Genomic DNA, 24,622 nt, shown 5'->3' with positions numbered 1-24,622 from the left:
ACGGATACTAAAATTATGTGTGGAATAGTTGGATATACAGGTTTTCAGGATGCTTATGATATTGTTATCAACGGTCTTAGAAGATTAGAATATAGAGGTTACGACAGTGCAGGGATTGTCTTAGAAAATACAGAAAGCATTTTTGCAGTCGAAAAAACAAAAGGAAAGGTTGATGATTTGGTTAGCATTTCAAGTCAACTGAAAGGGACTTCCAAAGTAGGAATGGGACACACTCGTTGGGCTACTCACGGAGTTCCTAGTGACAGAAATTCTCATCCTCATATATCAAATAATGGTAAACTCGCAATTGTTCATAACGGAATCATAGAGAATTATGATACTATTAAAACGATGCTTATCGATAAAGGATTTTCATTTAAGTCTGAAACAGATACTGAGGTTCTTGTTAACTTAATTCAGTATTTTATGGATGTAAACCAAAGTATGGATTTTCCTACTGCGGTGAGATCTGCTTTAAATGAAGTGTATGGAGCATATGCAATCACAGTAATGCACGAAGATTATCCTGGTTTGTTGGTTGTGGCAAGATTAGGTTCTCCATTAGCAATAGGAATTGGAGAAAATGAATTTTTCATCGCTTCAGATGCTTCGCCTTTTGTTGAATTTACAAAAGAAGCTATTTATCTAGAAGAAGGGCACATGGCTACGATTTCACTTCAGGATGGTGTGGATATCAGAACAATTGCAGGAAATTCTAAAATTAGTCCAGAAATTCAGCAGCTGAAGCTGAATTTAGAACAGATTGAAAAAGGAGGATATGAGCATTTTATGCTGAAAGAAATTTTTGAGCAGCCAAAATCAATTCAAGATACAATGAGAGGAAGACTTATTGTAAATGAAGGTATAATTAAAATGGCAGGAATCTGGGATCATGTAGAGAAATTTAAAAATGCCAACAGAATTATCATTATTGCTTGCGGAACTTCTTGGCATGCCGGTCTTATTGGAGAATATCTTATCGAAGAATATGCAAGAATTCCTGTAGAAGTAGAGTATGCTTCCGAATTCAGATATAGAAATCCAATTATTACAGATAAAGATGTAGTTATTGCGATTTCACAATCAGGAGAAACCGCAGATACTATGGCGGCTTTAAAACTGGCTAAAGAAAAAGGTGCATTTATTTATGGTATTTGTAATGTAGTAGATTCTTCAATTGCTAGAATTACAGATGCAGGTTCTTATACTCACGCAGGTCCCGAAATCGGTGTGGCTTCTACAAAAGCGTTTACAGCACAGCTAACGATACTTTCTTTAATAGCTTTAAAACTAGGTAAACATAACGGAAATCTAGGTAATGCAGAATTTATGAGTCTAATATCTGAACTTGAGGCTATTCCTAAAAGAGTAGAAGAAGTTTTAGAATTAACTCATGAGCTTACTCAGGATATTGCAAAAGATTTTATTAATGCAACCAATTTCTTATACTTAGGAAGAGGATACAATTATCCGGCAGCATTAGAGGGTGCACTTAAGCTGAAAGAGATTTCTTACATTCATGCAGAAGGTTATCCTGCGGCAGAAATGAAGCACGGTCCTATTGCTTTAATTGATGAAAATATGCCTATCGTAATCATCGCTCCTAAGAAAGGACATTATGATAAGATAGTAAGTAATGTTCAGGAGATTAAAGCGAGAAAGGGTAAAGTAATCGCTGTAGTAAATAAAGGAGACCAGCAGGTAAGTGCAATGGCAGACTATGTTATTGAAATTCCAGAGACATCAGAATGCTTCTCGCCAATCGTTGCTTCAGTTCCTTTACAGTTACTGGCTTATTATATAGCAGTGTACAGAGGTGCTAATGTAGACCAGCCAAGAAATCTTGCAAAATCGGTTACAGTAGAATAAAAAAATACTTGCAAATAAAATAAGTTTAGATTTTTTTCGTTATTCTGAAAAAAATCTTAAAAGTTTCTTAAAAAAATTATATATTTACGGCTTAATTATAAAAATTAACATGAAAAGGATATTTCTTTTATTAGTGTCTGCGTCGGTAGCATCGGTATCTTGTTCAGGTGGTGGAACTTCTTCGGTAGGAAAACCAGGAACAAAGGGAGAATTGATACCTAGAGAAAAAACGAAATCATTTGTTGCGGAAAGACCTTATGGTATGGTAGCAATTCCTGGAGGTTCTTTTATTGCGGGTATGGCCGATCAGGACTTTACCAACAATGGTGAAAAAGCACCTTTGAAAACTGTAACGGTAGCGCCTTTCTTTATGGATGAGGCAGAAACTACCAACGCAGAATACAGGGTTTTTATTAATTACGTAAGAGATTCTATCGCACGTACTATGCTTGCAGAAGCTGCAGGTGAAGGAGGTGATGGTAGCGGAGGTAGGAGAGGTGCCAGTATTGGTGATTACGCTTACCTTGCAAAGAAAGAAGATAATTTAACACCTTATCAGGAATATTTAGAAGGTTCTGGAGGAAAAGATGGCTATGACGATTCAAAAAGATTAGACTGGAAAATTCCTTTGCATTGGAATACATCAAAATATCCTGATGTTGAATACGCAGAAGTTCTAGAATCTATGTATTTACCGGCTTCATCAAGAGTAGGTAATGAAAGAATTATAGATGTTAGTAAATTGAAATATACCTATAAGTGGGGAGATATGGATGCTGCAATAGCAGACAATGAGAGAGGTATTAACTTTCTTAGAAGTGAAAGCATTGCAATTTATCCTGATACAACCGTTTGGGTAAACGATTTCCACTTTACTTATAATGAGCCTTTATTCGAACAGTATTTCTGGCACAAAGCTTATAAAGATTATCCTGTTGTAGGAGTTACTTGGGATCAGGCTAGAGCTTATTGTAATTTTAGAACTAAATTAAAGTCTGATTATAACGAAAGTTTAAAAAGAAAGAAACAAAGACCAATGCAATTCCGTCTTCCTACAGAAATTGAGTGGGAATATGCAGCTAGAGGAGGTAAAGAAAATGCTACTTATCCTTGGGGAGGTCCTTATTTAATGGATGACAGAGGTTGTTATTTGGCTAACTTCAAACCAAAAAGAGGTAGTTATATGGAGGATGAAAAGAAAGGAACTTATACCTATACTGCTCCTGTTAAGAAATTTAGAAAAAATTCTTTCGGATTATTTGATATGGCAGGAAACGTAGCTGAATGGACAATTTCTGCTTACAATAATTCAGATTATCAGTTCTCATCAACTCTTAATCCTGCGGTAAAAGATAAATCAGGAAACAAAAAATCTGTAAGAGGTGGTTCTTGGAAAGATGTAGGATATATGTTGATGACTGGTGCAAGAGATTGGGAACACAAAGATTCTGCTAGAAGTTATATCGGTTTCAGAACTGTACAAGATATTTCTGATGCAGCTGTTAAAGCTAAAAGAGTCAACAGATAACCTAGATAAATTATTTTATTTCAATTAATTTTAAAACTAAAAAAAACTAACTTATATGTTTAAGACTAAAGATGCTTGGATGAACTTCTTTTATTCATTCGGTGCTGCAATTGTAATTCTTGGAGCTTGGCTTAAAATTACTCACATTACCTTGGGACCTATTAACGGGAATATAGCTCTAACTGTAGGATTGGTTACAGAAGCAATTATTTTTATCATCTTTGCTTTCGACCCTCCTAAAACAGAAGAGTCTTATGCTTGGGAAAATGTTTATCCTGAATTGTTAGATAAGCATGCAAACCCTAACCCTTTACATTCTAACGTTAGTGCAAGAAATGCCAATGCAACTCAGTTTGCAGAGTTAGAAAACTCTCTTTCTAGTAAATTGGATAAAATGCTTCAGGATGCTAAACTTGATGTACAGTTATTTGACAGATTGAGAAGCGGTATCGATAAATTTTCTAGTTCTGTAGATCAAATTAACCAAACTGTTGATGTTTCTGCTTCTACACACAAATATAATGATCAGTTAAATAAAGCTGCTCAGCACATGGAAAGTATGAATGCTCTTTATGCTATACAGTTAGAAAATGGTCAAAAGCAGGCAGACTTTGCTAAGCAATATGTTGCTGATATGCAAAAATCTGCGGAACAATCTGAAAAGTTTAACCAAGAATTACAAGGTTTAACATCTAACTTAAATAACTTAAACAGAGTTTATGGAGGTATGTTAACTGCTATGAAGTCTTAATTCCGAACCATTAATTTAATAAAAACTTAAAGAAAAAAGAATGGCAAAAGGAAAACAGACTCCACGTCAGAAGATGATCAACCTAATGTATTTGGTGTTCATCGCGATGATGGCCCTAAATATTGATGTTGAAATCATCAGATCGTATTACGATTCTACAAGAGCTCTTAATGAAACAAGAAGTTTAACGGAGCATAAAAACGAAAAAATATTCGAAAAGACACTTGAAGCGAAAGCTCAACAAGTACCGGATACTTACGCCCAACCATGGAGCCAATACAATGTTTTGAAAACAAAGATTGATGCTTTGGTGAAATTTGCAGAAGATGTAAAAGTTGATCTGAAGAAAAAATCTGAGTTTCACGACAAAGATGAAAAGGGTAAGGACATGGATGTAAGTGAGAATTTCTCTGCGTTGAACAATAATGAGGCAACAACAGAGTTTTTCTTTAAAGATGGAGATGAAAATAGCCCTTCTAAAGGTGCTATGGAACTTAAAGCTAAAATGGACGATGTAAGAAACTATATTACAAGTACATTTGGTAACAACCCACAGTTAGCAGATTTGGTTAGCAGAGCTACTAAGTCTATAACTACTGAGTATCCGCAAGGAAAATCTCCAAATGGAAAGACATGGTTTCAGAATAAGTTTTATCATCAGCCATTAATTGCAGCAATTTCTAATTTAGAAATTATTCAGAATGATGCAAGAAACGTACAATCTGATGCATTAGCATTAATGCTTTCTGAGAAAGTAGATGCGAGCATTAAATTTACAAGCTATGAAGCAATTGTTTCTGCACCTACTGACGTTCAGGTGGGTAAAAAAGCTGAAGCAGTGGTAATGTTGGGTAACTATTCTAATAGTAGCAAAATTACTATGAGTGGCGTGAGCAGACAGGAAAATGGAAAAGGCTTCTTACCGTTGAATACTTCAGGAATTGGAGAAAAGAAAATTGGTGGAGTTATTACGCTTACAGATGCTTCTGGTAAAGCTCAACAATTCCCTTTCACTCATACTTATAATGTAATTGCGGGTCCACAGGAAGTTAAGCTTGAAAAAGGATTATTGCTTTCTGCAGATAAAATGAATGTTATGTATAGAGGTTTAGAAAACCCTGTATCTGGTTCTATTCTAGGCGCCGATAATGCTAAACTTTCTTTATCTGCTTCTGGAGGAGCTATTGTTAAAGGTACTGGTAATGGAAAATGGAATGTAACACCTCAATCTGGAAATGTTATTCAGTTAACACTTTCTGGAAGAGAGCCAAGCGGAAAAACTGTATCACAGGTTTTTGAATATAGAATTAAAGGTATTCCTAGACCACAAGGTCAGATTAGAGGTAAAGCTGTTAATTTTATGCCGGCAAGCTCTATTCCTAATCAAATTGTGACTGCAACTTTACCGGATTTCGATTTCCCTGTTTCATTTACAGTTAATAGCTTTATATTGAAATTGCCAGGTAGAGCAGGTACTATGATACAAGGAAGTGGATTGTCATCTGCGGAAGGTCTATTAAAAAATCTTAGATCGGGAGATGTTGTTCAAATCTATGATATCCAAGCGACTGCTACTGGTTTAGGTAATCAAAGGTTGAAAGAAATTTCACCAGTAACAATAAATGTTCAATAAGATTAATTTGTAAATTCATATTATGAAAAAATATATAAGCAGTCTTTTAGTAATAGCTTCTGGGTTTGCATTTTCTCAGACTATTCTAAATGCCTCTTCTCCGGAAGAATTCAGACAAATGAGGTCTGAAAATATGAAGAAAGTAGGAGATACAGTGGTGAGTAACAAAATTACTCCTTTAGAATATGGTTTTGTGGATGAGAAAGACATTCTTAAAAGCATGACAGTTTGGGAAGTTATCGATATGAACGACAAAATTAATCAGCCGTTTTATTATGATAATCCTGATGCACTTTTGTCTAAAACTACAAGATCTCTATACCAAATTCTTCTAGATGCTGCTATGGATGGTAAAATTGATGAGGTTTATGATGATGAGAATTTTACTACTAAGCTAAGTAAAGAAGCTTTACAAAAAAAACTGGAAAGTGTTAGAATGGATGAGGAAGCTATTGATATTCTAAATTCAGGGAGACCACTTACAGAAGATGAGAAAAAAAGACTTGTTGACCATATCAGAACGACAACAGATAAAGTTAAAGTCTTGAAAATTATGGGAATGTGGTTCATCGATAAAAGAGATGGAATGATGAAATACAGACCTCTTGGTATTGCTGCAATGGGCCCAGATCCAACTTCTATTGGTAGACTTGATGCGCAGGGTAAATTAATGGAAGGAGCAAATGATTTGGTTGATCTTTTCTGGATTTATTACCCTAAAGCAAGAGAGATTTTAGCAAATAATTATGTTTTTAATAGAGCTAATTCATCTGCAGATTTGTCTTTTGATGATGTAATCAATGCAAGAAGATTTTCTTCAATCATCTATAAGTCATCTAACGGTCTTGGTGATGGTACAATCAAAGATTATATCCCAAGAAATGCCGAAGAGCAGTTAGCTGAAAGCGACAGAATTAAAGAACAGATTCTTCAAATGGAGAACGATCTGTGGAATTATTAATATTTCGCTTGATATTTATAAAAAACCTGAGTACTTTTACTCAGGTTTTTTTATTATGCAAAATGTAGATTATATTATAGTTGGAGACGGGTACGCTGCTCTTTTCTTTGCTCATCAGCTTATTTTAAATAATAAGTCTTTTGTTATTTTTTCGGAAGGAAAGAAAAGTGCTTCGCAAATTTCTGCGGGAATTATTAATCCCGTTGTTTTAAAGAAATTTACTACTTTTTGGAAAGCTCAGGAGCAAATTGATTTTTTGCATAAAACTTTAAATGAAATAAGCCTTTATACACAAGAAAACTATTTGATAGAGGCACCTATTCATCGTATTTTTCATGATGAAAATGAGCAAAAACTATGGCTTAATAAATCTAATAAAGAGGAGTTGACTGATTTTCTTGATCAGAATTTCACAAAGATAGAGGGGGTGAAAAATAACTTTAAATCTGGAAAAGTGAATCAGTCTGCAAGACTCAATGTGAAACATTTTTTTGATGGTATGAAACATTTTTTAATCCAACAAAATAAATGGATTCAGGAACGTTTCAATTATCATCAATTAGATAATCAAGAAAATAAATACAGAGAATTTTCATTTAAACACATTGTTTTCTGTGAAGGAATGGGAGTGAAATTCAACCCTTTTTTTGCGGAATTGCCTGTGCAGCCCAATAAAGGGCACCACATAAGAATTAAACTTTCAGAAACTTTAGATTCTAACATTACCATTAAGAAGAAACATTTTTTATTTCCGCTGGATGATGAGCTTTACTTTTACGGAGGTACGTATGATAGAGATCAAATTCATGAAAATATTGATGAATCTGCCGTTAAGCAACTGGAAAACGGACTGTCAGAATTTTATGAAAATGAATTTGAAACTAAAGAAGTGCATTTTGGTTTCAGACCAACGGTAAAAGACAGACGTCCACTTATTGGCAGACATTCTCTGCATGAAAATCTTTATGTTTTTAATGGATTAGGAGCAAGAGGAATCTTAAATGGATGCTTTTTCTCAAAAATATTATTTGATTTTATCGATAAAAATTATCCTTTAACCGAAGAAATTCAACTGAATAGATTTCAATAATTAAAAAAATCTTCTAATTACTGATTAGCAATTTTCTCACTGTTAGAATCTTTTTCACTCTGAAATAAGACCATATCAACATCTTTCTTCAAAAAGGTAACAGTCTTTTTGTTTTCTATCAACTGATATTTGTTATCTGAAGTAGAATATCCGTTGTTCTCGTGGTTTTTATGAAGACTGTAAGATTTACCATCCAGTTTTAGCGCAATAGTATTTTTAGTGAGATTTCTTGTGATTTCCATCTTCTCACCGTAGCGATCAGTAAATACTTGTTGCGAAGTTTCATCTTTACTGGCTTCCAATTTGGAATTATTTGCCAAGTTGCTTTCAGATTCTTTTGCAGAATGCGTACACCCAGTAATAGCGGATAATACTATTAAAATTAATAATTTTGTTTTCATTTCAATTGTGAGTTTTAAATTGTTTCAATATAATATTTTGGATGGGGTAAAATTAAGGTTTTTGCCGTAAATAAATGTTAAATTTTATTAAAATATTATTTTTATTGTAAAAATTAGCATAATTAAAGTAGATTTGCTAATGATAATCGTGGGTTCAGCAATTTTAAATTACAGTTAAATATTGTTAATTGATTTTAGTTTTTATAAATCTAAGCTTACATTTGTTGCTTCAAATGAAAAACGCATTTATATATTTTTTTACCGCTTTGTTTTTGCTATTCGTAGTCGAAAGCAGGCTAAGTTTACATACATTGCGTAATGATTATTTTTCTCATTCATCTCAGAATTTACCAAAGAAAGCGAATCGTCTCAATCAGACTTTAGAAAAAATTTCTACTCAGCATAAGTTGGATAACGTAAAAATGTCTTCAGAAGTAGAAGAATCCGATTATTCTTATTCAAACTCTGGAACTTTAATTGCTTTTACGGTTAGTATTTTCCTTATAATTTATTTGTTTGCCTTACATTTTGGCAATCGGGTTAAAGGAAATCCCTTTCGATTTATTGCAGATATTTTTTCGGTTAAACGATTTATTCTCATTCGTTCAATAAGAATTTAAAAATCTGTTTCAGTTCTGAAATTGTGCATATAATTGTCGGTAATCTCTTATAATGCCATTCTCCCATTACCATTCCCTTTTTTAAACATTAACGATTTATATAAACTCTAAATTATGATGAAAAGAGTTGTCGCAGGAATTACGCTAAGCAGTATCTTATTGTTCACTGGATGTAACAATAAAAAAGAAGAAAAAGAAGAAGCTGCAATTTATCCTGTAACCACACCGATAGTTATGGATACGGTGATTAACAAAGAATATGTTGCGCAGATCAGGTCTGTAAAAAACATTGAAGTTCGGGCACAAGGAAAAGGTTTCCTAGAAAAAATCTTCGTAGATGAAGGTCAGTTTGTACGACAAGGACAAACCTTATTCCGAATTATGCCAAAACTGTATCAGGCAGAACTTTTAAAAGCTCAGGCAGAAGTAGCACAAGCAACCATTGAACTTAAAAACGCAAGCACATTAGCCAACAATAATATTGTGTCCAAAAACGAAAGAGCAATGGCTAAAGCTAAGTTGGATGCAGCCAATGCAGAAGCTAAATTAGCGCAAATTCATTTATCTTTTACAGATATTAAAGCTCCTTTTTCCGGAATTATAGACAGAATTCCTTTAAAATTAGGAAGTCTAGTAGATGAAGGTGATTTATTAACTTCACTTTCCGATAACAACGATATTTTCACCTATTTCAATGTTTCTGAGCCAGAATATCTTAATTATCAGAGAAATGTAGCTTCTAGAGGAAGTAATACAGTAGACCTGATTATGGCAAACGGTGATATTTTTCCTCAAAAAGGTCAAATTCAGACTATTGAAGGAGAATTCGATAGTGAAACTGGAAATATTGCCTTCAGAGCAAAATTTCCAAACCCGGATAAACTGTTAAGAAACGGCGAAACCGGAAAAGTAAGAATGAGCTTACCATTGAAGAATGCTTTAATTATTCCGCAAAAAGCAACTTACGAAATTCAGGATCAGAAATATGTTTTCGTAGTAGACAAAAATGGTGTGGTAAAATCTAAAAATATTAAAATTGCCTATGAACTTCCGGATTTGTACGTAGTAGCTTCGGGTGTTTCCACATCAGATAAAATTTTACTGGAAGGTGTACAGAAAGTGAAAGACGATCAAAAAGTGAAAACCAAAGCTCAGGATCCTAAAAAAGTTCTTCAGTCATTAAAATTAAAAGCAGAGTAGAGATACGATAACCGATAGCTGATTAATGAGCATATTATGTGTTCAAAATAATCATTTATCAAATTCATTAATAGTTTATCATTATTTATATGTTTAAGAAATTCATTCGCAGACCAGTTCTGTCTATCGTAATCTCTTTGATTATCGTATTTATGGGAGTTTTATCTCTCACCAAATTGCCGGTTACACAGTTTCCGTCTATCTCACCGCCAAAAGTAAATATCACCGCAGAATATCCCGGAGCCAACAACGAATTGTTGATTAAATCCGTAGTTATTCCGCTGGAAAGAGGGTTAAATGGTGTTCCGGGAATGAAATATATGACTTCCAATGCCGGAAATGACGGTGAAGCTTCCATTCAGGTGGTTTTCGATTTGGGAACCGATCCTAATGTTGCAGCAGTAAACGTTCAGAACCGTGTATCTTCGGTTGTTAATAAATTACCACCATTGGTAGTTCGAGAAGGGGTGAAAATTACCCGTGAAGAACCTAATATGTTAATGTACATTAACTTGTATAGTGACGATCCTAAAGCAGATCAGAAATTCCTCTTCAACTATGCCGATATCAACGTAATGTCGGAATTAAGAAGGGTAAGCGGGGTTGGTTTTGCAGATATTTTAGGAACAAGAGAATATGCAATGCGTATTTGGCTGAAACCAGATAGGCTTACAGCTTACAGTATTTCAGCAGATGAAGTAATGCAAGCCTTAAATGAGCAGAGTTTGGAGGCTTCTCCGGGTAAAACTGGTGAAAGTTCTGGGAAAAGATCTCAGTCATTTGAGTATATTTTAAAATATCCGGGACGTTTCAATAATGAAAAAGATTACGGAAATATTATTCTTAAAGCTAAACCAGATGGAGAATATATCCGTTTAAAAGATGTTGCAGATGTGGAATTTGGTTCTTCGATGTACGATATTTATTCTACATTAAACGGAAAACCTTCTGCCGCAATCACGGTGAAGCAATCTTATGGTTCTAATGCAAGTGATGTTATCAAAAACGTTAAATCGATGATGGCAGAACTGCAGAAAACAACCTTCCCTAAAGGAATGCATTATGATATCAGTTACGACGTTTCCAGATTCTTAGATGCATCTATCGAAAAAGTGGTTCATACCTTGTTTGAAGCATTTATTTTGGTAGCGATTGTGGTATTTTTATTCTTGGGAGATTGGCGTTCTACCTTAATTCCTGCAATTGCAGTTCCGGTATCTTTAATTGGTACTTTTGCGGTGATGTCTGCATTCGGAATTACGCTCAACATGATTTCACTCTTTGCACTTGTAATGGCGATTGGAGTAGTAGTGGATGATGCAATTGTGGTAATTGAAGCCGTTCACGCAAAGATGGAAGAAAAGCATTTATCTCCGCTAAAGGCGACCGAAGAAGCAATGCACGAAATTAGTGGGGCAATTATTGCGATTACTTTGGTTATGGCATCCGTATTTATTCCAATTGCGTTTATGTCTGGTCCGGTTGGGGTTTTCTATCGTCAGTTTTCAATTACAATGGCTTCTGCTATTATCCTTTCAGGGGTTGTAGCTTTAACATTAACTCCGGCTTTATGTGCTTTAATCCTGAAAAATAATCACGGAAAGGCTAAAAAAAGAACTCCGATAACAATTTTCTTAGATAAATTCAATAATTTATTTACCAAAGGAGCAGGGAAGTATGAAAAATTGCTGAATAAAACGGTGAAGAAGAAAACCGTTACATTACCGTTGTTATTAGCATTCTGTGCATGTACTTTCTTCCTCAGCAACTCGATTCCGTCTGGGTTTATTCCGGCAGAAGATCAGGGGATGATTTATGCGATTATTCAAACTCCACCAGGCTCAACTTTAGAAAGAACTAATCAGATCGCCAGAGAATTGTTGAAAGAGGCAGAAGGAATTGATGGTGTACAGTCTGTTTCCTCATTGGCGGGTTATGAGATTTTATCTGAAGGTACAGGTTCGAACTCAGGAACTTGTTTAATTAACCTGAAAAGTTGGGATGAACGTAAAGAATCTGCCTCAGAAATTATAGAAAAGCTTGAAGAAAAGGCTAAAAATATTGCAGGAGCCAATATAGAATTCTTCCAGCCGCCATCTGTTCCAGGATATGGAGCTGCAGGAGGTTTTGAGCTTCGTTTGCTCGACAAAGCGGGAAGTGGCGATTATCATAAAATGGAGCAGGTAAGTAACGATTTTGTGAAAGAATTGAATAAAAGACCCGAACTGGGTTCTGCGTTTACATTCTACTCTGCAAGTTTCCCTCAATATATGTTGAGAATTGATAATGATCTTGCAGAACAAAAAGGAGTTACCATTGAAAATGCAATGGATAATTTGTCTACCTTAATTGGTTCCAATTACGAAACAAGTTTTATCCGTTTCGACAGGCCTTATAAAGTAATTGTTCAGGCCGGTGCGCAATATCGTGCTTTGCCGACAGACCTTTTAAAATTGTATGTGAAAAATGATAAGGGACAAATGGTTCCATATTCCGATTTTATGAGGATGGAAAAAGTATATGGTTTATCGGAAATGACTAGACATAATATGTATAATTCTGCACAGGTAAGTGGTACTCCGGCTCCGGGTTACAGTTCTGGTCAAGCGATTAAAGCAATTCAGGAAGTGGCGGACAAAACGCTTCCTAGAGGTTTCGGTATCGATTGGGCGGGTATTTCTAAAGATGAAGTAAATCGTGGTAACGAAGCTGTTTATATTTTCCTTGTATGTTTAGGGTTTGTATATCTTATTCTTTCTGCACAGTATGAGAGCTTTATTCTTCCGTTGCCGGTAATTTTATCTTTACCAACGGGTATTTTCGGAGCTTTCTTATGTCTGAAATTATTAGGTTTAGAAAATAATATTTATGCTCAGGTTGCGATGGTCATGTTGATTGGTTTACTCGGTAAAAATGCAGTATTAATTGTAGAATTTGCCGTTCAGAAGAAAGCGGAAGAAGGTATACCTGTGGCGAAAGCAGCAATTGAAGGAGCTGCAATACGTTTCCGCCCTATTTTGATGACCTCTTTTGCATTTATTGCAGGTTTAATACCTTTGGTAATGGCAACGGGTCCGGGAGCAATTGGTAACAGAACGATTGGTACTGCAGCAGCAGGAGGGATGTTAATAGGAACTATTTTCGGATTGATGATTATTCCGGGATTGTATTATATTTTCGGAACCATTGCAGAAAAATCGAGATTGTCTAAATATGAAGAAGAAAACCCGTTAACAGAACAAACAGAACCTTATCAACACGATGATAAACATGAAGATTTATAATAATAAAAAATTTATAGCTGCTGTTGCCTTATCGCTTGTTTTAGCAAGTTGTAAGGCGCCAATGGCGACTGTAATAAAAGACGAGGTCAAAGAAAATGTTCCTCAGAATTTCAATCAGGAAGATCAGGCGGATGCTAATAATAACAGCGGAACTACTCCTTGGAGACAGTTTTTTACAGATCCTAACTTAGTTGCTTTAATAGAAACTTCTCTGAAGAATAATCAGGAATTACTGATTACTTTACAGGAAATTGAAATTGCAAAAAGCGGTGTTTTAGCTAAAAAAGGAAGATTAACTCCTACAGTAACTGCAGGAGGAGGAGCCGGAGTAAGAAAAGCAGGGCGATATACAAGCGAAGGAGCCGGAGATGCCACTACAGAAATAGAATCAGGAAAAGCAATGCCGGATCCACTCGGAAATTTCGAGGGAGGTTTAATGGCAAACTGGGAAGTAGATATCTGGAAAAAATTAAGAACTGAAAAAGAATCTGCTGTTGCTCATTACCTTTCTACTGTAGAAGGTAAAAACTTCGTTCTTTCTAATTTAATAGAAGAGGTTGCCAATAGTTATTACGAATTGCTTGCTTTAGATAATCAGTTGGATATTATTCAGCAGTATACAAAGCTTCAGCAGAAAGCGTTAGAAATCTCTAAAATTCAGAAAGAAGCGGCTGCAGCAACCGAATTGGCTGTAAAAAAATTCGAAGCAGAACTGGCAAAGTCTAAGGCAACCGAATATACTATTCGCCAACAAATCATCGAAAAGGAAAATGAAATTAATGCACTTTGCGGACGTTTCCCACAACCGATTGTAAGATCTAAAGGAGACTTTATGTCGATGATTCCTCAGACGGTTTACACAGGTATTCCATCTCAATTATTGGCAAACCGTCCGGACATTAAACAGGCTGAACTAGAATTGAAGTCTGCAAAACTCGATGTAGAAGCTGCAAGAAAAGAATTTTATCCAAGTTTAGAAATTTCGGCAACTTTAGGTTTAGAAGCTTTCAAACCTTCTTATCTTGTAAAGTTACCAGAATCTATGGCGGCAAGTTTGGCGGGAGAATTGGCAGGTCCATTAATTAATAAAAGTGCTATTAAAGCCAATTTTCAGTCTGCAGACGCAAAGCAAATTCAGGCTTTATATGAATATGATAAAACGATCCTGAATGCATATTTAGATGTTGCTAATTTAATGTCTAAAGTAAAAAACATCGATCATTATTATCAGCTGAAGTCTGAAGAAACTCAGGCTTTAGAAAAATCTATAGATATTGCAAATCAGTTATTCAAAAATTCAAGAGCAGATTATCTGGAAGTTCTTCTGAATCAGAGAGATGCTTTAGATGCAAAAATGGAACTGGTGGAAGCAAAACAAAAACAGCTGAGTACTGTTGTAGATATTTACAAGAGTCTTGGAGGTGGCTGGAAGTAGAACTCTTTATCAAAAATTATTCAATAGAAATTCGGTGCTGATTTTTTCAGTGCCGAATTTTTTTTGAAATAATATCTTAAATGAAATATAAGACGACAACTTTTGTCGCGACACAGGTTTAGTTTTGCTTTGAAAATATTTAAGCAATGAAAGTTCCGTTTTATTTAAATTTTAAAGATTTCGAAGCCGATTATTATGATAATCTGGAAAAATGGTTTGAAAATCAGGGAAACACTTCCGAAACCGATTTTCTTTTATATATAAAAGACATGTACAAAGAATATGTTTGTTACAGTTTTTCTGAGGATAAGCTTGTTCCTGAGGCGAGTGTAGAATTGCAAAATTATGTTTTTCCTAATTATGAAAAATACGGATTGTCTTTTGGTGCAGAATTGGGAGGCAATGCAAAATTTACTCCTGTTGCAGAAAAGAAAACCATATCTATGATGGAATATGCTCAACATATTTTAGACTCTATCCACGATTATTTAAGCAAAAATAAAATTACCATGAAAGAGAACGAAACTATTTCAGCCTACCTTCATAATTCTTATATAATCTGTGAAAAGAGAAGCTTTGGTTTTTATATTGATTCGATACAACATCAGAAAAAACTACCTTTTTTAAACGCTTTTCTTTCCTCAGCAGGAAATACGGTGAGTATGTCTCTTTACAGGATATTTTATAATTCTGTTACAAAAATTGTAGATTTCATAGATTTTAGACTTAAAGAAGTGGAAGCGTTTGAACAAAGTGTTTTCTATGAACTTAAATCTGAGGCTTTTGTAAAAAGACATTTCAAAAATCAAAATTATCTTACCATTTTTAATTAGGATAAATCATTTTCTGAATTAATTATTATAAAGAAATAAAGTTGTCCGGAATTAATGATAAGGATTTGGATAGAATAAAAATTATAATTCACTTTCGAATCCTGATAATTTGTTGCTATCAGGGATTTTGAAAGACTTGTTAAATCATTTTATAGGGAAAAGATATTTGTTAATAAAATTTAAAATCATAAACTTTTACTAAAATGTTTATTTTTTTAGCAACATAATTTTGAATTTAGAAAAAATGTTGTACTTTTACACCGCCTTGAATGAGGGAACAAATCAAGGTAATAAATTTTTTTTCATCATTTGTGTTTTTAGAATCGTATCGTAAGATACGGTTCTTTTTTATTTAGCTTCCATGCTTTTATATCGTACCAACAAATCGATAAAGTATGAATAGGTAACCGAACCTTCCTGCTGATTGCTTTTTAAAAAAAGATTATTGGTAAAGCCAAAAAAGTCGGTAACCAAGCCTTCGTGTTCTTTTATAAACTTCTTCTCGTAGCTTCTGTCTCTTTTCATCCCATCGGAATAATTATTTAGCATACTTTTCACAAAATTTTCGTCTTCCTGAACAATTGAATTGAGAAGGCTTTTTAAAGTAAAATATTCTGTACTGTATTTTAGATCGTTATTTGTAGATTCTACACCTATTAGATATCCTATAAAATTGGCTTCTTGTTCTCTGGCAAAACCCAACTGATGAGAACTTTCGTGTGCAATGGTAAAAGGAAGATAAGATGAAGGCAAATTAGAGTTGTACTGTGCTTCAGCCGTAAAAGGATTGTAATATCCTAAAATTCCGGTAAAGCTCATCAGTTTCGAATATAAACTTTTCTTAATAGAATTTACGGGTAAGGCTTTTTTGTTCGTAATAAAGGCAGGAAGTATAGTTTGTCTGCTTAATATTTCGGTTTGAACAGATTGTAAATCCTTAATTATAAAAATGCCATTGGGGTCTTCGTTTATAAGTTTTCGGGTAGCTTTGGCTTTTTCAAGATATTCAAGAGCCAGTTTCTTTCTTGCTTCTAGTGTGATTTCTATTTTAGGAAGTTTGGCGGCTATAGGTGTCTGAAAATAAAGCATTCCCCAAAAAATCTGATATAAAAAGTAAAAAATGTTTACAGTTATAAGTATTTTTAAAAAAGCGTTACTTCGTGTTTTTTTTCGCAATAATTGAATCATTAAAATCAAAAAAACAATTCCTAAAACCGTATACACAATGTCTCCGAAAGAACAGGGTATCCACGAAAAGAGAAGGAGGTGAAATTTTCTCTGAAATTCAAAAAAACTTTCAAAAAAAGAAATTAAGAAACTTATTTTTGAAAAAGCATAGAACAAAAGAAATTGGACAACTAAAATAGCTGCCCAAATTCTCTTTTTTTTATGATATGTTTTAGTCGTCATATTAATGTCCTCCTGATGTAGTTTCTCCCATTACAATTCCCTGTTTCTTCAAAAGTTTTGGCGTTATAAAACCATAGAATGCTATATAAGCAAAACAGATTATTGGGATTACATAAGAAAAGTGAGTCCAGGTAATTCCCATTACGCCTTCAGGGCTTGTTTTGTCAAAATCACAAATATACCCTTGTATAAGAGGAATAATTCCGCCTCCTAAAATCATCATTACTAAGAAAGAAGATGCTTTACCGGTGTTTTTGCCAAGTCCTGCAATCGCAAGATCGAAAATAGAAGGCCACATGATAGAGCAGAAAAGACCTCCTAATATAAAGAAATATTTAGCCATTTCTTTATCTGGATAAACTAAGCCTAAAAACATCATAATAACACCTGCCATTCCGAAGATCATTAATGTTCTTCCTGCCATTTTCCCTCCGATAAAACTCATGATGATAAATGCAAGAATCCAGAATGCATACACATAAAAGCTGGAAACGTCTTTACCACTCAGTTCGTTGGCAAAAATAATAATGGCAAAAGCTATAAATGGAATAATAAACTTCATTGCCGTATTCATGGTTTTAGACATATTGAATACATTTACGCTACCGCTCCATCTACCAATCATTAAACTTCCCCAGTATAATGACACGAAAGGAGCAATATTGTGTTCTAAAATTCCTCCAAATTCTTTAGTGTGAAGCAAAGCAGGGAGATTACTGATGATGGTAACTTCTACACCAACATAAATAAAGATTGCAAGCATTCCTAAATAAAGTTGTGGATATCTGAAAATACTGAAGTTAGCCGAGCCTTCCTCAATTTCTGCCTCTTCTTCTTTTGCAGGATCTTCAATTTTAGAAAACAGCATGAAAATAGCAACAAGAATAAAAGCGATTCCTAAACCAATGAAAGGCATTTTTACCTCTTTAAGATGATCTTTCACAAAACCTATAGGATACTGTATGCTTACAGACTTTTCCTTAATCTTACCCAGTTTTTTAGAATATTCATCAATTTGAGAATCATTGGCAGATAAATTTTGTTCAATCGACTGAATTTCTGTGTCTAAAGAAGAAATGTGTTGTTCTACGGTGGCAATTACCTTTTTTACTTCGGTTGCATCATCCTGATTGTCTTTTTGAAGTTCAAGAATATTTTTAGACAACTCTTCTTTGTGAGTTAAATATTCAGATTTTACTATTTCAATTTTAGATAAATTCTTTGCTTTGGGCTGAGATTCTTCTTTGTTTCCCATTCCGAAAAGAATAATTCCTAAAAGGATAGGTCCAATGGTCGTCCCAAGAGAGTTGATTCCGCCTGCAAGGGTTAAACGGTGTGCTCCCGTTTCCGGGCTTCCCATCTTAATGGCAAGAGGATTTGCTACGATCTGCTGAACAGAAAAGCCTAAACCTACGATAAACAAAGCAGATAAGAAAAACCAGAAGTTTGCAGACAATGCTGCCGGTACAAACATGAATGCTCCTAATGCGGAAAGACACAATCCTACGGCAAGTGTTTTTTTGTAGCCAAATTTTTGAAGAATGTCACTTTTTAAAGATATGATGAAAAATATAACAGATCCTACAAAATACGCAACATAAAATGCCCACGCTACAAGCTGGCTCTGAACCTGCGAAAGCACAAACCATTTTTTGAAAACCGGGATGAGGATATCATTATTTGCTGCAACAAAACCCCAGAAAAAAAATACGACAATTAGCGAGAGAAACTGCGACCACTTGGTCTGTTGTGTATTTGAGCTCATATATTAAAATTAAAGGACAAATATAATTGTTTTCTTTGATTAACGGTGTTCTGATAAGGTTTTTTTTATCGTCTCAAAGGCCTTTGTTTTTAGGTCTTTGGGAGATTCTGTAGGCTCAAGGATATCATTAAAAAAGACTTTTACTTTTCCGGGATATCCTTTGGAGTTGTCGAACGGAAACATTTCCTTTAGACCAATGAAGGTGAAAACTGCAATAGGAGAGTTATGCTTTGAGGAAAGTGTAAAAGCTCCGTCCTTAAAATCGTCCAAAACTATAGTAGTATCATCCGGAACCCCACCTTCAGGGAAGATTACAATGCTGTTTCCTTCTTCCATCTTCTCGGCACATCTTCTGTAAACATCTGCACGGCTTCTTGCACTACTTCGGTCTACCATCACGCAGATTCTTTTATAAATTGTTCCGAAAATAGGGATTTTTTCAAGCTCTTTTTTTCCTACGTAGCATAATGGATGATTGGGAAATAAAATGCAGGGAAGCATAATATCCATTATAGAGGTATGGTTAGAAATAACAACATACTGCCTGTTTTTATCAACTTTTTTATGGGTGAGATTAATGAGTTCATATCTCATCCCCATACCGTAAAACATTCCAATACACCAGAGACGGATGAATTTATAGGCGTATTTGTAATTTTTTTTTCGATAGGATAAGATGTAAACCGGAATTCCCAGAATAATCGTTAGGAAAAATGCGAGAATAATAAGCCAAGCTCTCCACAGATAATTTAAAATCTTTTTCACCATCAACCGTTAAATATTACTTTTTTCTTTACTGAATAATTAAGTATGGAAACCAGTACAATAGCTGCAATTTTACTAATCATTTCCGGACTCAAGGTATAAAAAATTAAATTGATGTTCGATTTAAATACAAAACTGTAAAAAACCTGAAAAAAAGTAAGGCTTAAAAGAGTTGAAATAAATGAAACAATCATAAAATACACAAACTCTTTCTTCTTAGAATGCTTCCCTCTTTCAAAAACAAACCAGATGCTTAGGAAATAATTGAATAAAATCCCGCATGTAGTAGAAAGAATATTACTGAACGGATAATGAATCCCATGGAAATCCTGTTCCTGAAGAATAATGTGCGGAAGATAAATACTGAATAGTTTAAAACTTCCGATTTCTACTACAGCACTCAGTCCGCCTGCAATGATAAATAACAATACTTGTTTGTGGCGTAATAATAATGCTCTCATTTATTTTTATAATACGCAAATTTATAACTATATGTTAAACAGTGAAAAAACTTGTTAAAATTTTTTTTTGAATGAAAATAATTTATAATTTTAATTTTCAGAACCGAAGGAATTACATCTGATAAAAAATTCATTTTCAACATTTTCTGTTGATGGTCTTTCTATCTTGTAATGGATGATTGAGAATCGTTTATATCATTTTTACACAACCCGATAATCTAATATTTGTATGAAATCTCAAAACAAGTACAGAAAATTTCAGCTTCATCAAAAAAATATTGAGGCTCTCGAGAAAGAAAATTCACGTTTCAGAAGAGTGTATTCTGAATACGAAAATATTTCCGATGATATTTGGAATTTAGAGAATTCAGAAGGAAATTCTGTTACCGATGATTTTCTTGAAGCAATCAATTTACAGGCTTCTTATCTTGAAGAGGAAATCAACGACTGGCTTGTACAATTCAATCACAACAATACTCAGGCTTAAAAACTGAACTTAATCATAAATACTTACTCCGAACCCTGTTTCTAAAGTTTAATAAAGATAAATTTCATAATTTAGCCCTCTTAAAAAAACAGAATATGGTTGCGATTGTTGATGGAGGCTCCACCAAGTGCGATTGGGTTATTTTAGACGATTTCAATAAAATCTTCCTTAAAACAGAAACAATAGGCTTCAATCCCAATAATATTGCTGCAGATCTCATTGTTCCGGAGATCGAAAAAAATATTAACTTATGCTCTGTAAGAAATTCTATTACAAAAATTTTTTTCTACGGATCTGGTTGTGGTGTGGCAGAAAATTGTGCAACGATTGAAAGGGAACTGAGAAAATTCTTTCACAAAGCAGAAAATCTTATTGTTAAGGAAGATCTTACCGCAGCAGCCTATGCAGCTTACAGAGGCAACCCTGCTATTGTCTGTATTCTGGGCACGGGTTCTAATTCTTGTTTTTTTGATGGGAAGAAAGTGAAAATAAAACTTCCTTCACTGGGTTTTCTCATGGGTGATGAAGGTAGCGGAAGTGCGATAGGAAAACAGGTGGTAAGAAGGTTTTTTATGCAGAAACTTCCTTCCGATTTACATTCTGAGTTCGAAAATACCTATCATTTAACCATAGAAGAAGCCTTGAAAAATATGTACCACGGTTCTAGACCCAACGCATATTTGGCAGATTTCAATAAATTTGTGGTAGAAAGAAAAGAACATCCTTATTTCAGACAGATGATTTTAGAAGAAATGAAGAATTTTTTCGATTATCATGTGCTTTCTTATGAAGAATCGCAAACTGCGGAAATCAATTTTATAGGATCTATCGCCTATTATTACGAAGATATTTTACGTTCTGCAGCATCAGAACTTCATCTTAATGTGGGACAAATTGTTCAGAAGCCTATCGAAAGTCTTGTGAATTACCACATACAATATATACTTTAAAAAAAGAAAAAATTTATGGCAAGCAAAAACAATCGCGACGAAGCAAAATTTAATCAGGCAGCGTTAGATTATCATAAAGCAGAACCAAAAGGTAAGATAGAGGTTATTCCTTCCAAACCCCATTCATCACAAAGAGATTTATCTTTGGCATATTCTCCGGGTGTGGCTGTACCTTGTATGGAAATCCACGATAAGCCGGAAACAGTATATGATTATACTGGAAAAGGCAATTTGGTGGCAGTTATTTCTAACGGAACAGCTGTTTTAGGGTTGGGAGACATCGGTGCGGAAGCTTCAAAGCCCGTAATGGAAGGAAAAGGACTTCTATTTAAAATTTTTGCAGATATCAACGTTTTCGATATTGAAATCAACGAAAAAGATCCAGATAAATTTATACAGATTGTTAAAGGTATTGCTCCCACTTTCGGAGGAATCAACCTAGAAGATATTAAAGCACCAGAAGCTTTTTATATAGAACAAAAATTGAAGGAGGAATTAGATATTCCTTTAATGCACGACGACCAGCACGGTACCGCTATTATTTCTGCAGCGGCACTCATTAATGCACTTCAGATTGCCAATAAAAAAATTGAAGAAGTAAAAATGGTGGTAAATGGAGCAGGAGCTGCAGCCATTGCTTGTACTAATCTTTATATTTCTTTAGGTCTGAAAAGAGAGAATGTTTTAATGTGCGATAGCAAAGGAGTTATTAATCATAAAAGAGAAAACCTTACGCCAGAGAAAATAGATTTTATTGCTCAGACAGATATCGATACTCTTGAAGAAGCCTTAAAAGGTTCCGATGTTTTTATTGGCTTGTCTAAAGGAAATATCATGACGGCTGAAATGATCAGCAGTATGAACGAAAATCCTATCGTCTTTGCATTGGCAAATCCGGATCCGGAAATTTCTTACGATTTGGCTGTTGCTACAAGAAAAGACGTTATTATGGCAACGGGAAGAAGCGATTTTCCTAATCAGGTAAACAATGTTTTAGGTTTTCCTTATATTTTCCGTGGAGCTTTGGACGTTCAGTCAAGAGGAATTAACGAAGAAATGAAGCTTGCCGCTGTTCATGCCATTGCCGATTTGGCAAAAGAGCCTGTTCCGGAAGCGGTTGTTTTAGCTTATAATTTAAAGAATTTACAATTCGGTAGAGAATATTTTATTCCGAAACCGTTTGATAACCGATTGATTACCAAAGTTTCTAGTGCAGTTGCCAAAGCAGCGATAGAAAGTGGGGTTGCAAGAAAAACAATTTCCGATTTCGACGAGTACGAAAACCAGCTTCTCGACAGAATGGGCAGAGATGAAAAGCTGATTAGAATGATGCAGAACCGCGCTAAAGCAAATCCTAAGAGAATTACTTTAGGGAATGCCGAGGAATACAATGTACTGAAAGCTGCTCAGATATTATACGAAGAAGGAATTGCACATCCTATTCTTATGGGTGACAAAAAATATATCAAGAAGCAGATGGAGCGTTTCGGAATTCAGTTAGATTTACCAATTGTAGATCCAAGCGATGATGACCAAAAAGAAAACCGTAAAAAGTACAGAGAAACTCTTTGGAAGCTTCGTCAGAGAAAAGGAATGAACGAATACAAAGCAAAAAGATTTGTACGCCAAAGAGATTATTTCGGACCTTTAATGCTAAAACATGGTGATACAGACGGTTTAATTGTAGGTTTTTCTAAAAATTATACTTCTGTTCTTCGTCCTGTTCTGGAAATTATAGAAAAAGATAAAGGAGTAGATAAAGTGGCTGCGATGATGATGATTTTATCTGAAAAGAAACCTATTTTCTTTGCCGATACTTCCATCAATCAAAATCCTACGGCTGAAGATTTGGTAAACATCGCTAAAATGGCAGAGTTTACAGTAAAATCTTTTGCCATAGAACCAAGAATTGCTATGCTTGGATTCGAAAATTTTGCTGCGATCTCCGAAACTTCTAAAAAAGTGGCGAAAGCAGTAAGTATGCTTCACGAAAAATATCCTAAAATGATTGTTGATGGAGAAATTCAGCCGGATTTTGCTATGAACGCAGATCATTTAAGCGATTATCCGTTTTCTAAATTAGGACAAACTCCTGCAAATACATTTATATTTCCTAACCTGGAATCTGCAAACCTTTCTTACAAAATTATAAGAGGAATGAAGGTTGCTCAGGTTATCGGACCTATTTTGATGGGATTGAAACAGCCTGTACATGTTTTACAGATGCGTTCTAGTGTAGATGAAATCGTAAATTTGGCAACAGTAGCAGTTTTGGATGCTCAGAGAAGAGAAGCTAAAAAATAATTATTTAAAATTTAAATCATAAAAAAATCCGCTTCATTTTATACTGAAGCGGATTTTTTATAAAGAATCTGAAAGGATTATCTTTCAAATATTATTTCACCATTCTAATCTCAACGGCAACGAAGCCTTTAGGAGATTTTTCTTTTTCAAAAGAAACTTTGTTTCCTTTTTTAATAGGTTCCATGCAGTTATTGCTGTGGAAAAATACATTTTCCTTAGAACCGTCTTCTGTAATAAAACCATAACCTTTTTCGCTAAAAAATGTTACAATTCCTGTTTTAACTGTTTCTTCAGCCTCAATAGGAGCTGCTCCAAGCTGAATGTTGTTGATGTCGAAATCCTCATCATTATTCTTGTCTGGTGGAGTGCTGGTTAGCTGACCGTTTGCATCCACATACATAATCATGTCATCAAGGCTTTTGCCTTTATTGTTGCTTGTTTTACGCTCTTCTCTTTTCTGAGCTTTTTCTTTTGCTTTCTGTAATTTTTTCTTAAAATTTTCTTTTTTAGAGAAAGAATCCGCCATATATATGTAAAAATTTATTTGTTACGTGCTGTTGTTAAAGATAAAACTCCTCTTTGAAGTCTACCTGCTCTACCCAAAAACATTTTCCGATTAAATCCGAAAGGTAGACTATTGTTTTTCAGTAATGGATAAAAGATTGCCCGCACAAGTATTTTAATGATAAACGGAGGCATCTGAAATGTGAAACTGAGAGAAAAATAATTATTTTGAACTTTACTTGGATGTAAAAGCTGAAAACCTTTCTATTAATTGCTTCTGCAAATATACAACAAATATTATTGTAAATAGATGTTGTGTTAATATTTTAGTTTTCAATAACTTATGTTTCGTGTCAGAAAGCTCTTAATAT

General features: G+C 34.4%; 20 protein-coding genes. 14 read left to right on the top strand and 6 right to left on the bottom strand.

Features of this window, described 5'->3' with window-relative positions; all coding sequences use genetic code 11:
• Positions 1-15: 15 nt before the first annotated feature.
• The 6 genes from glmS to MTP08_RS12285 all read left to right on the top strand — a co-directional run bounded on the left by glmS (position 16) and on the right by MTP08_RS12285 (position 7,832).
• Entirely contained in the window at positions 16-1,869 is a 1,854-nt protein-coding gene (glmS, locus tag MTP08_RS12310; RefSeq protein WP_243576194.1) for a glutamine--fructose-6-phosphate transaminase (isomerizing), read from the top strand.
• Between the two features lie 109 nt (positions 1,870-1,978).
• The gene (gene porK / locus MTP08_RS12305) at positions 1,979-3,397 is read left to right on the top strand and encodes a T9SS ring complex lipoprotein PorK/GldK (RefSeq protein ID WP_209388830.1); all 1,419 of its coding nucleotides are present in this window, start codon (positions 1,979-1,981) and stop codon (positions 3,395-3,397) included.
• A gap of 55 nt (positions 3,398-3,452) precedes the next feature.
• Entirely contained in the window at positions 3,453-4,148 is a 696-nt protein-coding gene (gene porL, locus MTP08_RS12300; RefSeq protein WP_243576193.1) for a type IX secretion system motor protein PorL/GldL, read from the top strand.
• A gap of 40 nt (positions 4,149-4,188) precedes the next feature.
• Positions 4,189-5,781, top strand: coding sequence for a type IX secretion system motor protein PorM/GldM (gene porM, locus MTP08_RS12295; protein ID WP_243576192.1), 1,593 nt, complete (start codon positions 4,189-4,191; stop codon positions 5,779-5,781).
• Positions 5,782-5,803: 22 nt separating this feature from the next.
• Positions 5,804-6,742, top strand: coding sequence for a type IX secretion system ring subunit PorN/GldN (porN, locus tag MTP08_RS12290; protein WP_243576191.1), 939 nt, complete (start codon positions 5,804-5,806; stop codon positions 6,740-6,742).
• Between the two features lie 55 nt (positions 6,743-6,797).
• Positions 6,798-7,832, top strand: coding sequence for an FAD-dependent oxidoreductase (locus tag MTP08_RS12285; protein ID WP_243576190.1), 1,035 nt, complete (start codon positions 6,798-6,800; stop codon positions 7,830-7,832).
• 17 nt (positions 7,833-7,849) lie between these two features.
• Here MTP08_RS12285 and MTP08_RS12280 read toward each other — a convergent pair whose 3' ends face one another.
• Positions 7,850-8,233 carry a hypothetical protein gene (locus tag MTP08_RS12280; protein ID WP_243576189.1) on the bottom strand — a complete coding sequence of 128 codons (384 nt, stop codon included), beginning with the start codon at positions 8,231-8,233 and terminating at the stop codon, positions 7,850-7,852.
• Between the two features lie 233 nt (positions 8,234-8,466).
• Here MTP08_RS12280 and MTP08_RS12275 point away from each other — a divergent pair, with 233 nt between their 5' ends.
• From MTP08_RS12275 to MTP08_RS12255, 5 genes are all read left to right on the top strand, one after another.
• On the top strand, positions 8,467-8,853 hold the full coding sequence (locus tag MTP08_RS12275) for a hypothetical protein (RefSeq protein WP_243576188.1): 387 nt from the start codon (positions 8,467-8,469) through the stop codon (positions 8,851-8,853).
• A 117-nt stretch (positions 8,854-8,970) separates the two neighbouring features.
• Complete coding sequence (locus tag MTP08_RS12270) at positions 8,971-10,053, top strand: efflux RND transporter periplasmic adaptor subunit (protein ID WP_243577756.1); 1,083 nt, start codon at positions 8,971-8,973, stop codon at positions 10,051-10,053.
• A gap of 89 nt (positions 10,054-10,142) precedes the next feature.
• Positions 10,143-13,337 (top strand): efflux RND transporter permease subunit, encoded by a 3,195-nt coding sequence (locus tag MTP08_RS12265; RefSeq protein ID WP_243576187.1) that lies wholly within the window; start codon positions 10,143-10,145, stop codon positions 13,335-13,337.
• Positions 13,324-14,772 (top strand): TolC family protein, encoded by a 1,449-nt coding sequence (locus tag MTP08_RS12260; RefSeq protein ID WP_243576186.1) that lies wholly within the window; start codon positions 13,324-13,326, stop codon positions 14,770-14,772. The genes MTP08_RS12265 and MTP08_RS12260 overlap by 14 nt, the downstream gene beginning before the upstream one ends.
• A 146-nt stretch (positions 14,773-14,918) precedes the next feature.
• A complete protein-coding gene (locus MTP08_RS12255; RefSeq protein ID WP_243576185.1) occupies positions 14,919-15,605 on the top strand; it encodes a hypothetical protein in 687 nt (228 codons plus the stop codon).
• Positions 15,606-15,953: 348 nt separating this feature from the next.
• On the opposite strand, the gene MTP08_RS12250 is transcribed toward MTP08_RS12255, so the two are convergent.
• The 4 genes from MTP08_RS12250 to MTP08_RS12235 are packed head-to-tail and all read right to left on the bottom strand — an operon-like array spanning position 15,954 to position 20,006.
• Positions 15,954-17,015 (bottom strand): DUF3810 domain-containing protein, encoded by a 1,062-nt coding sequence (locus tag MTP08_RS12250; RefSeq protein ID WP_243576184.1) that lies wholly within the window; start codon positions 17,013-17,015, stop codon positions 15,954-15,956.
• Position 17,016: 1 nt separating this feature from the next.
• Entirely contained in the window at positions 17,017-18,780 is a 1,764-nt protein-coding gene (locus MTP08_RS12245) for an MFS transporter (RefSeq protein WP_243576183.1), read from the bottom strand.
• A 39-nt stretch (positions 18,781-18,819) separates the two neighbouring features.
• Positions 18,820-19,548, bottom strand: a complete 729-nt coding sequence (locus MTP08_RS12240) for a lysophospholipid acyltransferase family protein (protein ID WP_243576182.1) — start codon at positions 19,546-19,548, stop codon at positions 18,820-18,822.
• Positions 19,548-20,006, bottom strand: a complete 459-nt coding sequence (locus tag MTP08_RS12235) for a GtrA family protein (RefSeq protein ID WP_243576181.1) — start codon at positions 20,004-20,006, stop codon at positions 19,548-19,550. The genes MTP08_RS12240 and MTP08_RS12235 overlap by 1 nt, the downstream gene beginning before the upstream one ends.
• Before the next feature lie 229 nt (positions 20,007-20,235).
• Here MTP08_RS12235 and MTP08_RS12230 point away from each other — a divergent pair, with 229 nt between their 5' ends.
• From MTP08_RS12230 to MTP08_RS12220, 3 genes are all read left to right on the top strand, one after another.
• The gene (locus MTP08_RS12230) at positions 20,236-20,493 is read left to right on the top strand and encodes a hypothetical protein (RefSeq protein ID WP_209388843.1); all 258 of its coding nucleotides are present in this window, start codon (positions 20,236-20,238) and stop codon (positions 20,491-20,493) included.
• Between the two features lie 95 nt (positions 20,494-20,588).
• On the top strand, positions 20,589-21,443 hold the full coding sequence (locus MTP08_RS12225; protein WP_243576180.1) for a BadF/BadG/BcrA/BcrD ATPase family protein: 855 nt from the start codon (positions 20,589-20,591) through the stop codon (positions 21,441-21,443).
• Positions 21,444-21,458: 15 nt separating this feature from the next.
• On the top strand, positions 21,459-23,747 hold the full coding sequence (locus MTP08_RS12220; RefSeq protein ID WP_243576179.1) for an NADP-dependent malic enzyme: 2,289 nt from the start codon (positions 21,459-21,461) through the stop codon (positions 23,745-23,747).
• A gap of 91 nt (positions 23,748-23,838) precedes the next feature.
• Here MTP08_RS12220 and MTP08_RS12215 read toward each other — a convergent pair whose 3' ends face one another.
• Complete coding sequence (locus tag MTP08_RS12215) at positions 23,839-24,273, bottom strand: cold-shock protein (RefSeq protein WP_209388846.1); 435 nt, start codon at positions 24,271-24,273, stop codon at positions 23,839-23,841.
• Positions 24,274-24,622 lie beyond the last annotated feature (349 nt).

It is taken from the genome of Chryseobacterium oryzae (assembly GCF_022811665.1).
Lineage (GTDB): Bacteria > Bacteroidota > Bacteroidia > Flavobacteriales > Weeksellaceae > Chryseobacterium > Chryseobacterium oryzae.
The sequence above is the reverse complement of the archived record's forward strand: the minus strand, read 5'-3'. Positions and strand labels throughout refer to the sequence as shown.

Coding starts and splice junctions, on each gene's coding strand:
- porL (WP_243576193.1), top strand. CDS start 3,453: ATGTTTAAGACTAAAGATGCTTGGATGAACTTCTTTTATTCATTCGGT.
- glmS (WP_243576194.1), top strand. CDS start 16: ATGTGTGGAATAGTTGGATATACAGGTTTTCAGGATGCTTATGATATT.
- MTP08_RS12230 (WP_209388843.1), top strand. CDS start 20,236: ATGAAATCTCAAAACAAGTACAGAAAATTTCAGCTTCATCAAAAAAAT.
- MTP08_RS12280 (WP_243576189.1), bottom strand. CDS start 8,233: ATGAAAACAAAATTATTAATTTTAATAGTATTATCCGCTATTACTGGG.
- porM (WP_243576192.1), top strand. CDS start 4,189: ATGGCAAAAGGAAAACAGACTCCACGTCAGAAGATGATCAACCTAATG.
- porK (WP_209388830.1), top strand. CDS start 1,979: ATGAAAAGGATATTTCTTTTATTAGTGTCTGCGTCGGTAGCATCGGTA.
- MTP08_RS12225 (WP_243576180.1), top strand. CDS start 20,589: ATGGTTGCGATTGTTGATGGAGGCTCCACCAAGTGCGATTGGGTTATT.
- MTP08_RS12270 (WP_243577756.1), top strand. CDS start 8,971: ATGAAAAGAGTTGTCGCAGGAATTACGCTAAGCAGTATCTTATTGTTC.
- MTP08_RS12260 (WP_243576186.1), top strand. CDS start 13,324: ATGAAGATTTATAATAATAAAAAATTTATAGCTGCTGTTGCCTTATCG.
- MTP08_RS12250 (WP_243576184.1), bottom strand. CDS start 17,015: ATGACGACTAAAACATATCATAAAAAAAAGAGAATTTGGGCAGCTATT.
- MTP08_RS12220 (WP_243576179.1), top strand. CDS start 21,459: ATGGCAAGCAAAAACAATCGCGACGAAGCAAAATTTAATCAGGCAGCG.
- MTP08_RS12245 (WP_243576183.1), bottom strand. CDS start 18,780: ATGAGCTCAAATACACAACAGACCAAGTGGTCGCAGTTTCTCTCGCTA.
- MTP08_RS12265 (WP_243576187.1), top strand. CDS start 10,143: ATGTTTAAGAAATTCATTCGCAGACCAGTTCTGTCTATCGTAATCTCT.
- MTP08_RS12240 (WP_243576182.1), bottom strand. CDS start 19,548: ATGGTGAAAAAGATTTTAAATTATCTGTGGAGAGCTTGGCTTATTATT.
- MTP08_RS12285 (WP_243576190.1), top strand. CDS start 6,798: ATGCAAAATGTAGATTATATTATAGTTGGAGACGGGTACGCTGCTCTT.
- MTP08_RS12255 (WP_243576185.1), top strand. CDS start 14,919: ATGAAAGTTCCGTTTTATTTAAATTTTAAAGATTTCGAAGCCGATTAT.
- MTP08_RS12275 (WP_243576188.1), top strand. CDS start 8,467: ATGAAAAACGCATTTATATATTTTTTTACCGCTTTGTTTTTGCTATTC.
- MTP08_RS12215 (WP_209388846.1), bottom strand. CDS start 24,273: ATGGCGGATTCTTTCTCTAAAAAAGAAAATTTTAAGAAAAAATTACAG.
- porN (WP_243576191.1), top strand. CDS start 5,804: ATGAAAAAATATATAAGCAGTCTTTTAGTAATAGCTTCTGGGTTTGCA.
- MTP08_RS12235 (WP_243576181.1), bottom strand. CDS start 20,006: ATGAGAGCATTATTATTACGCCACAAACAAGTATTGTTATTTATCATT.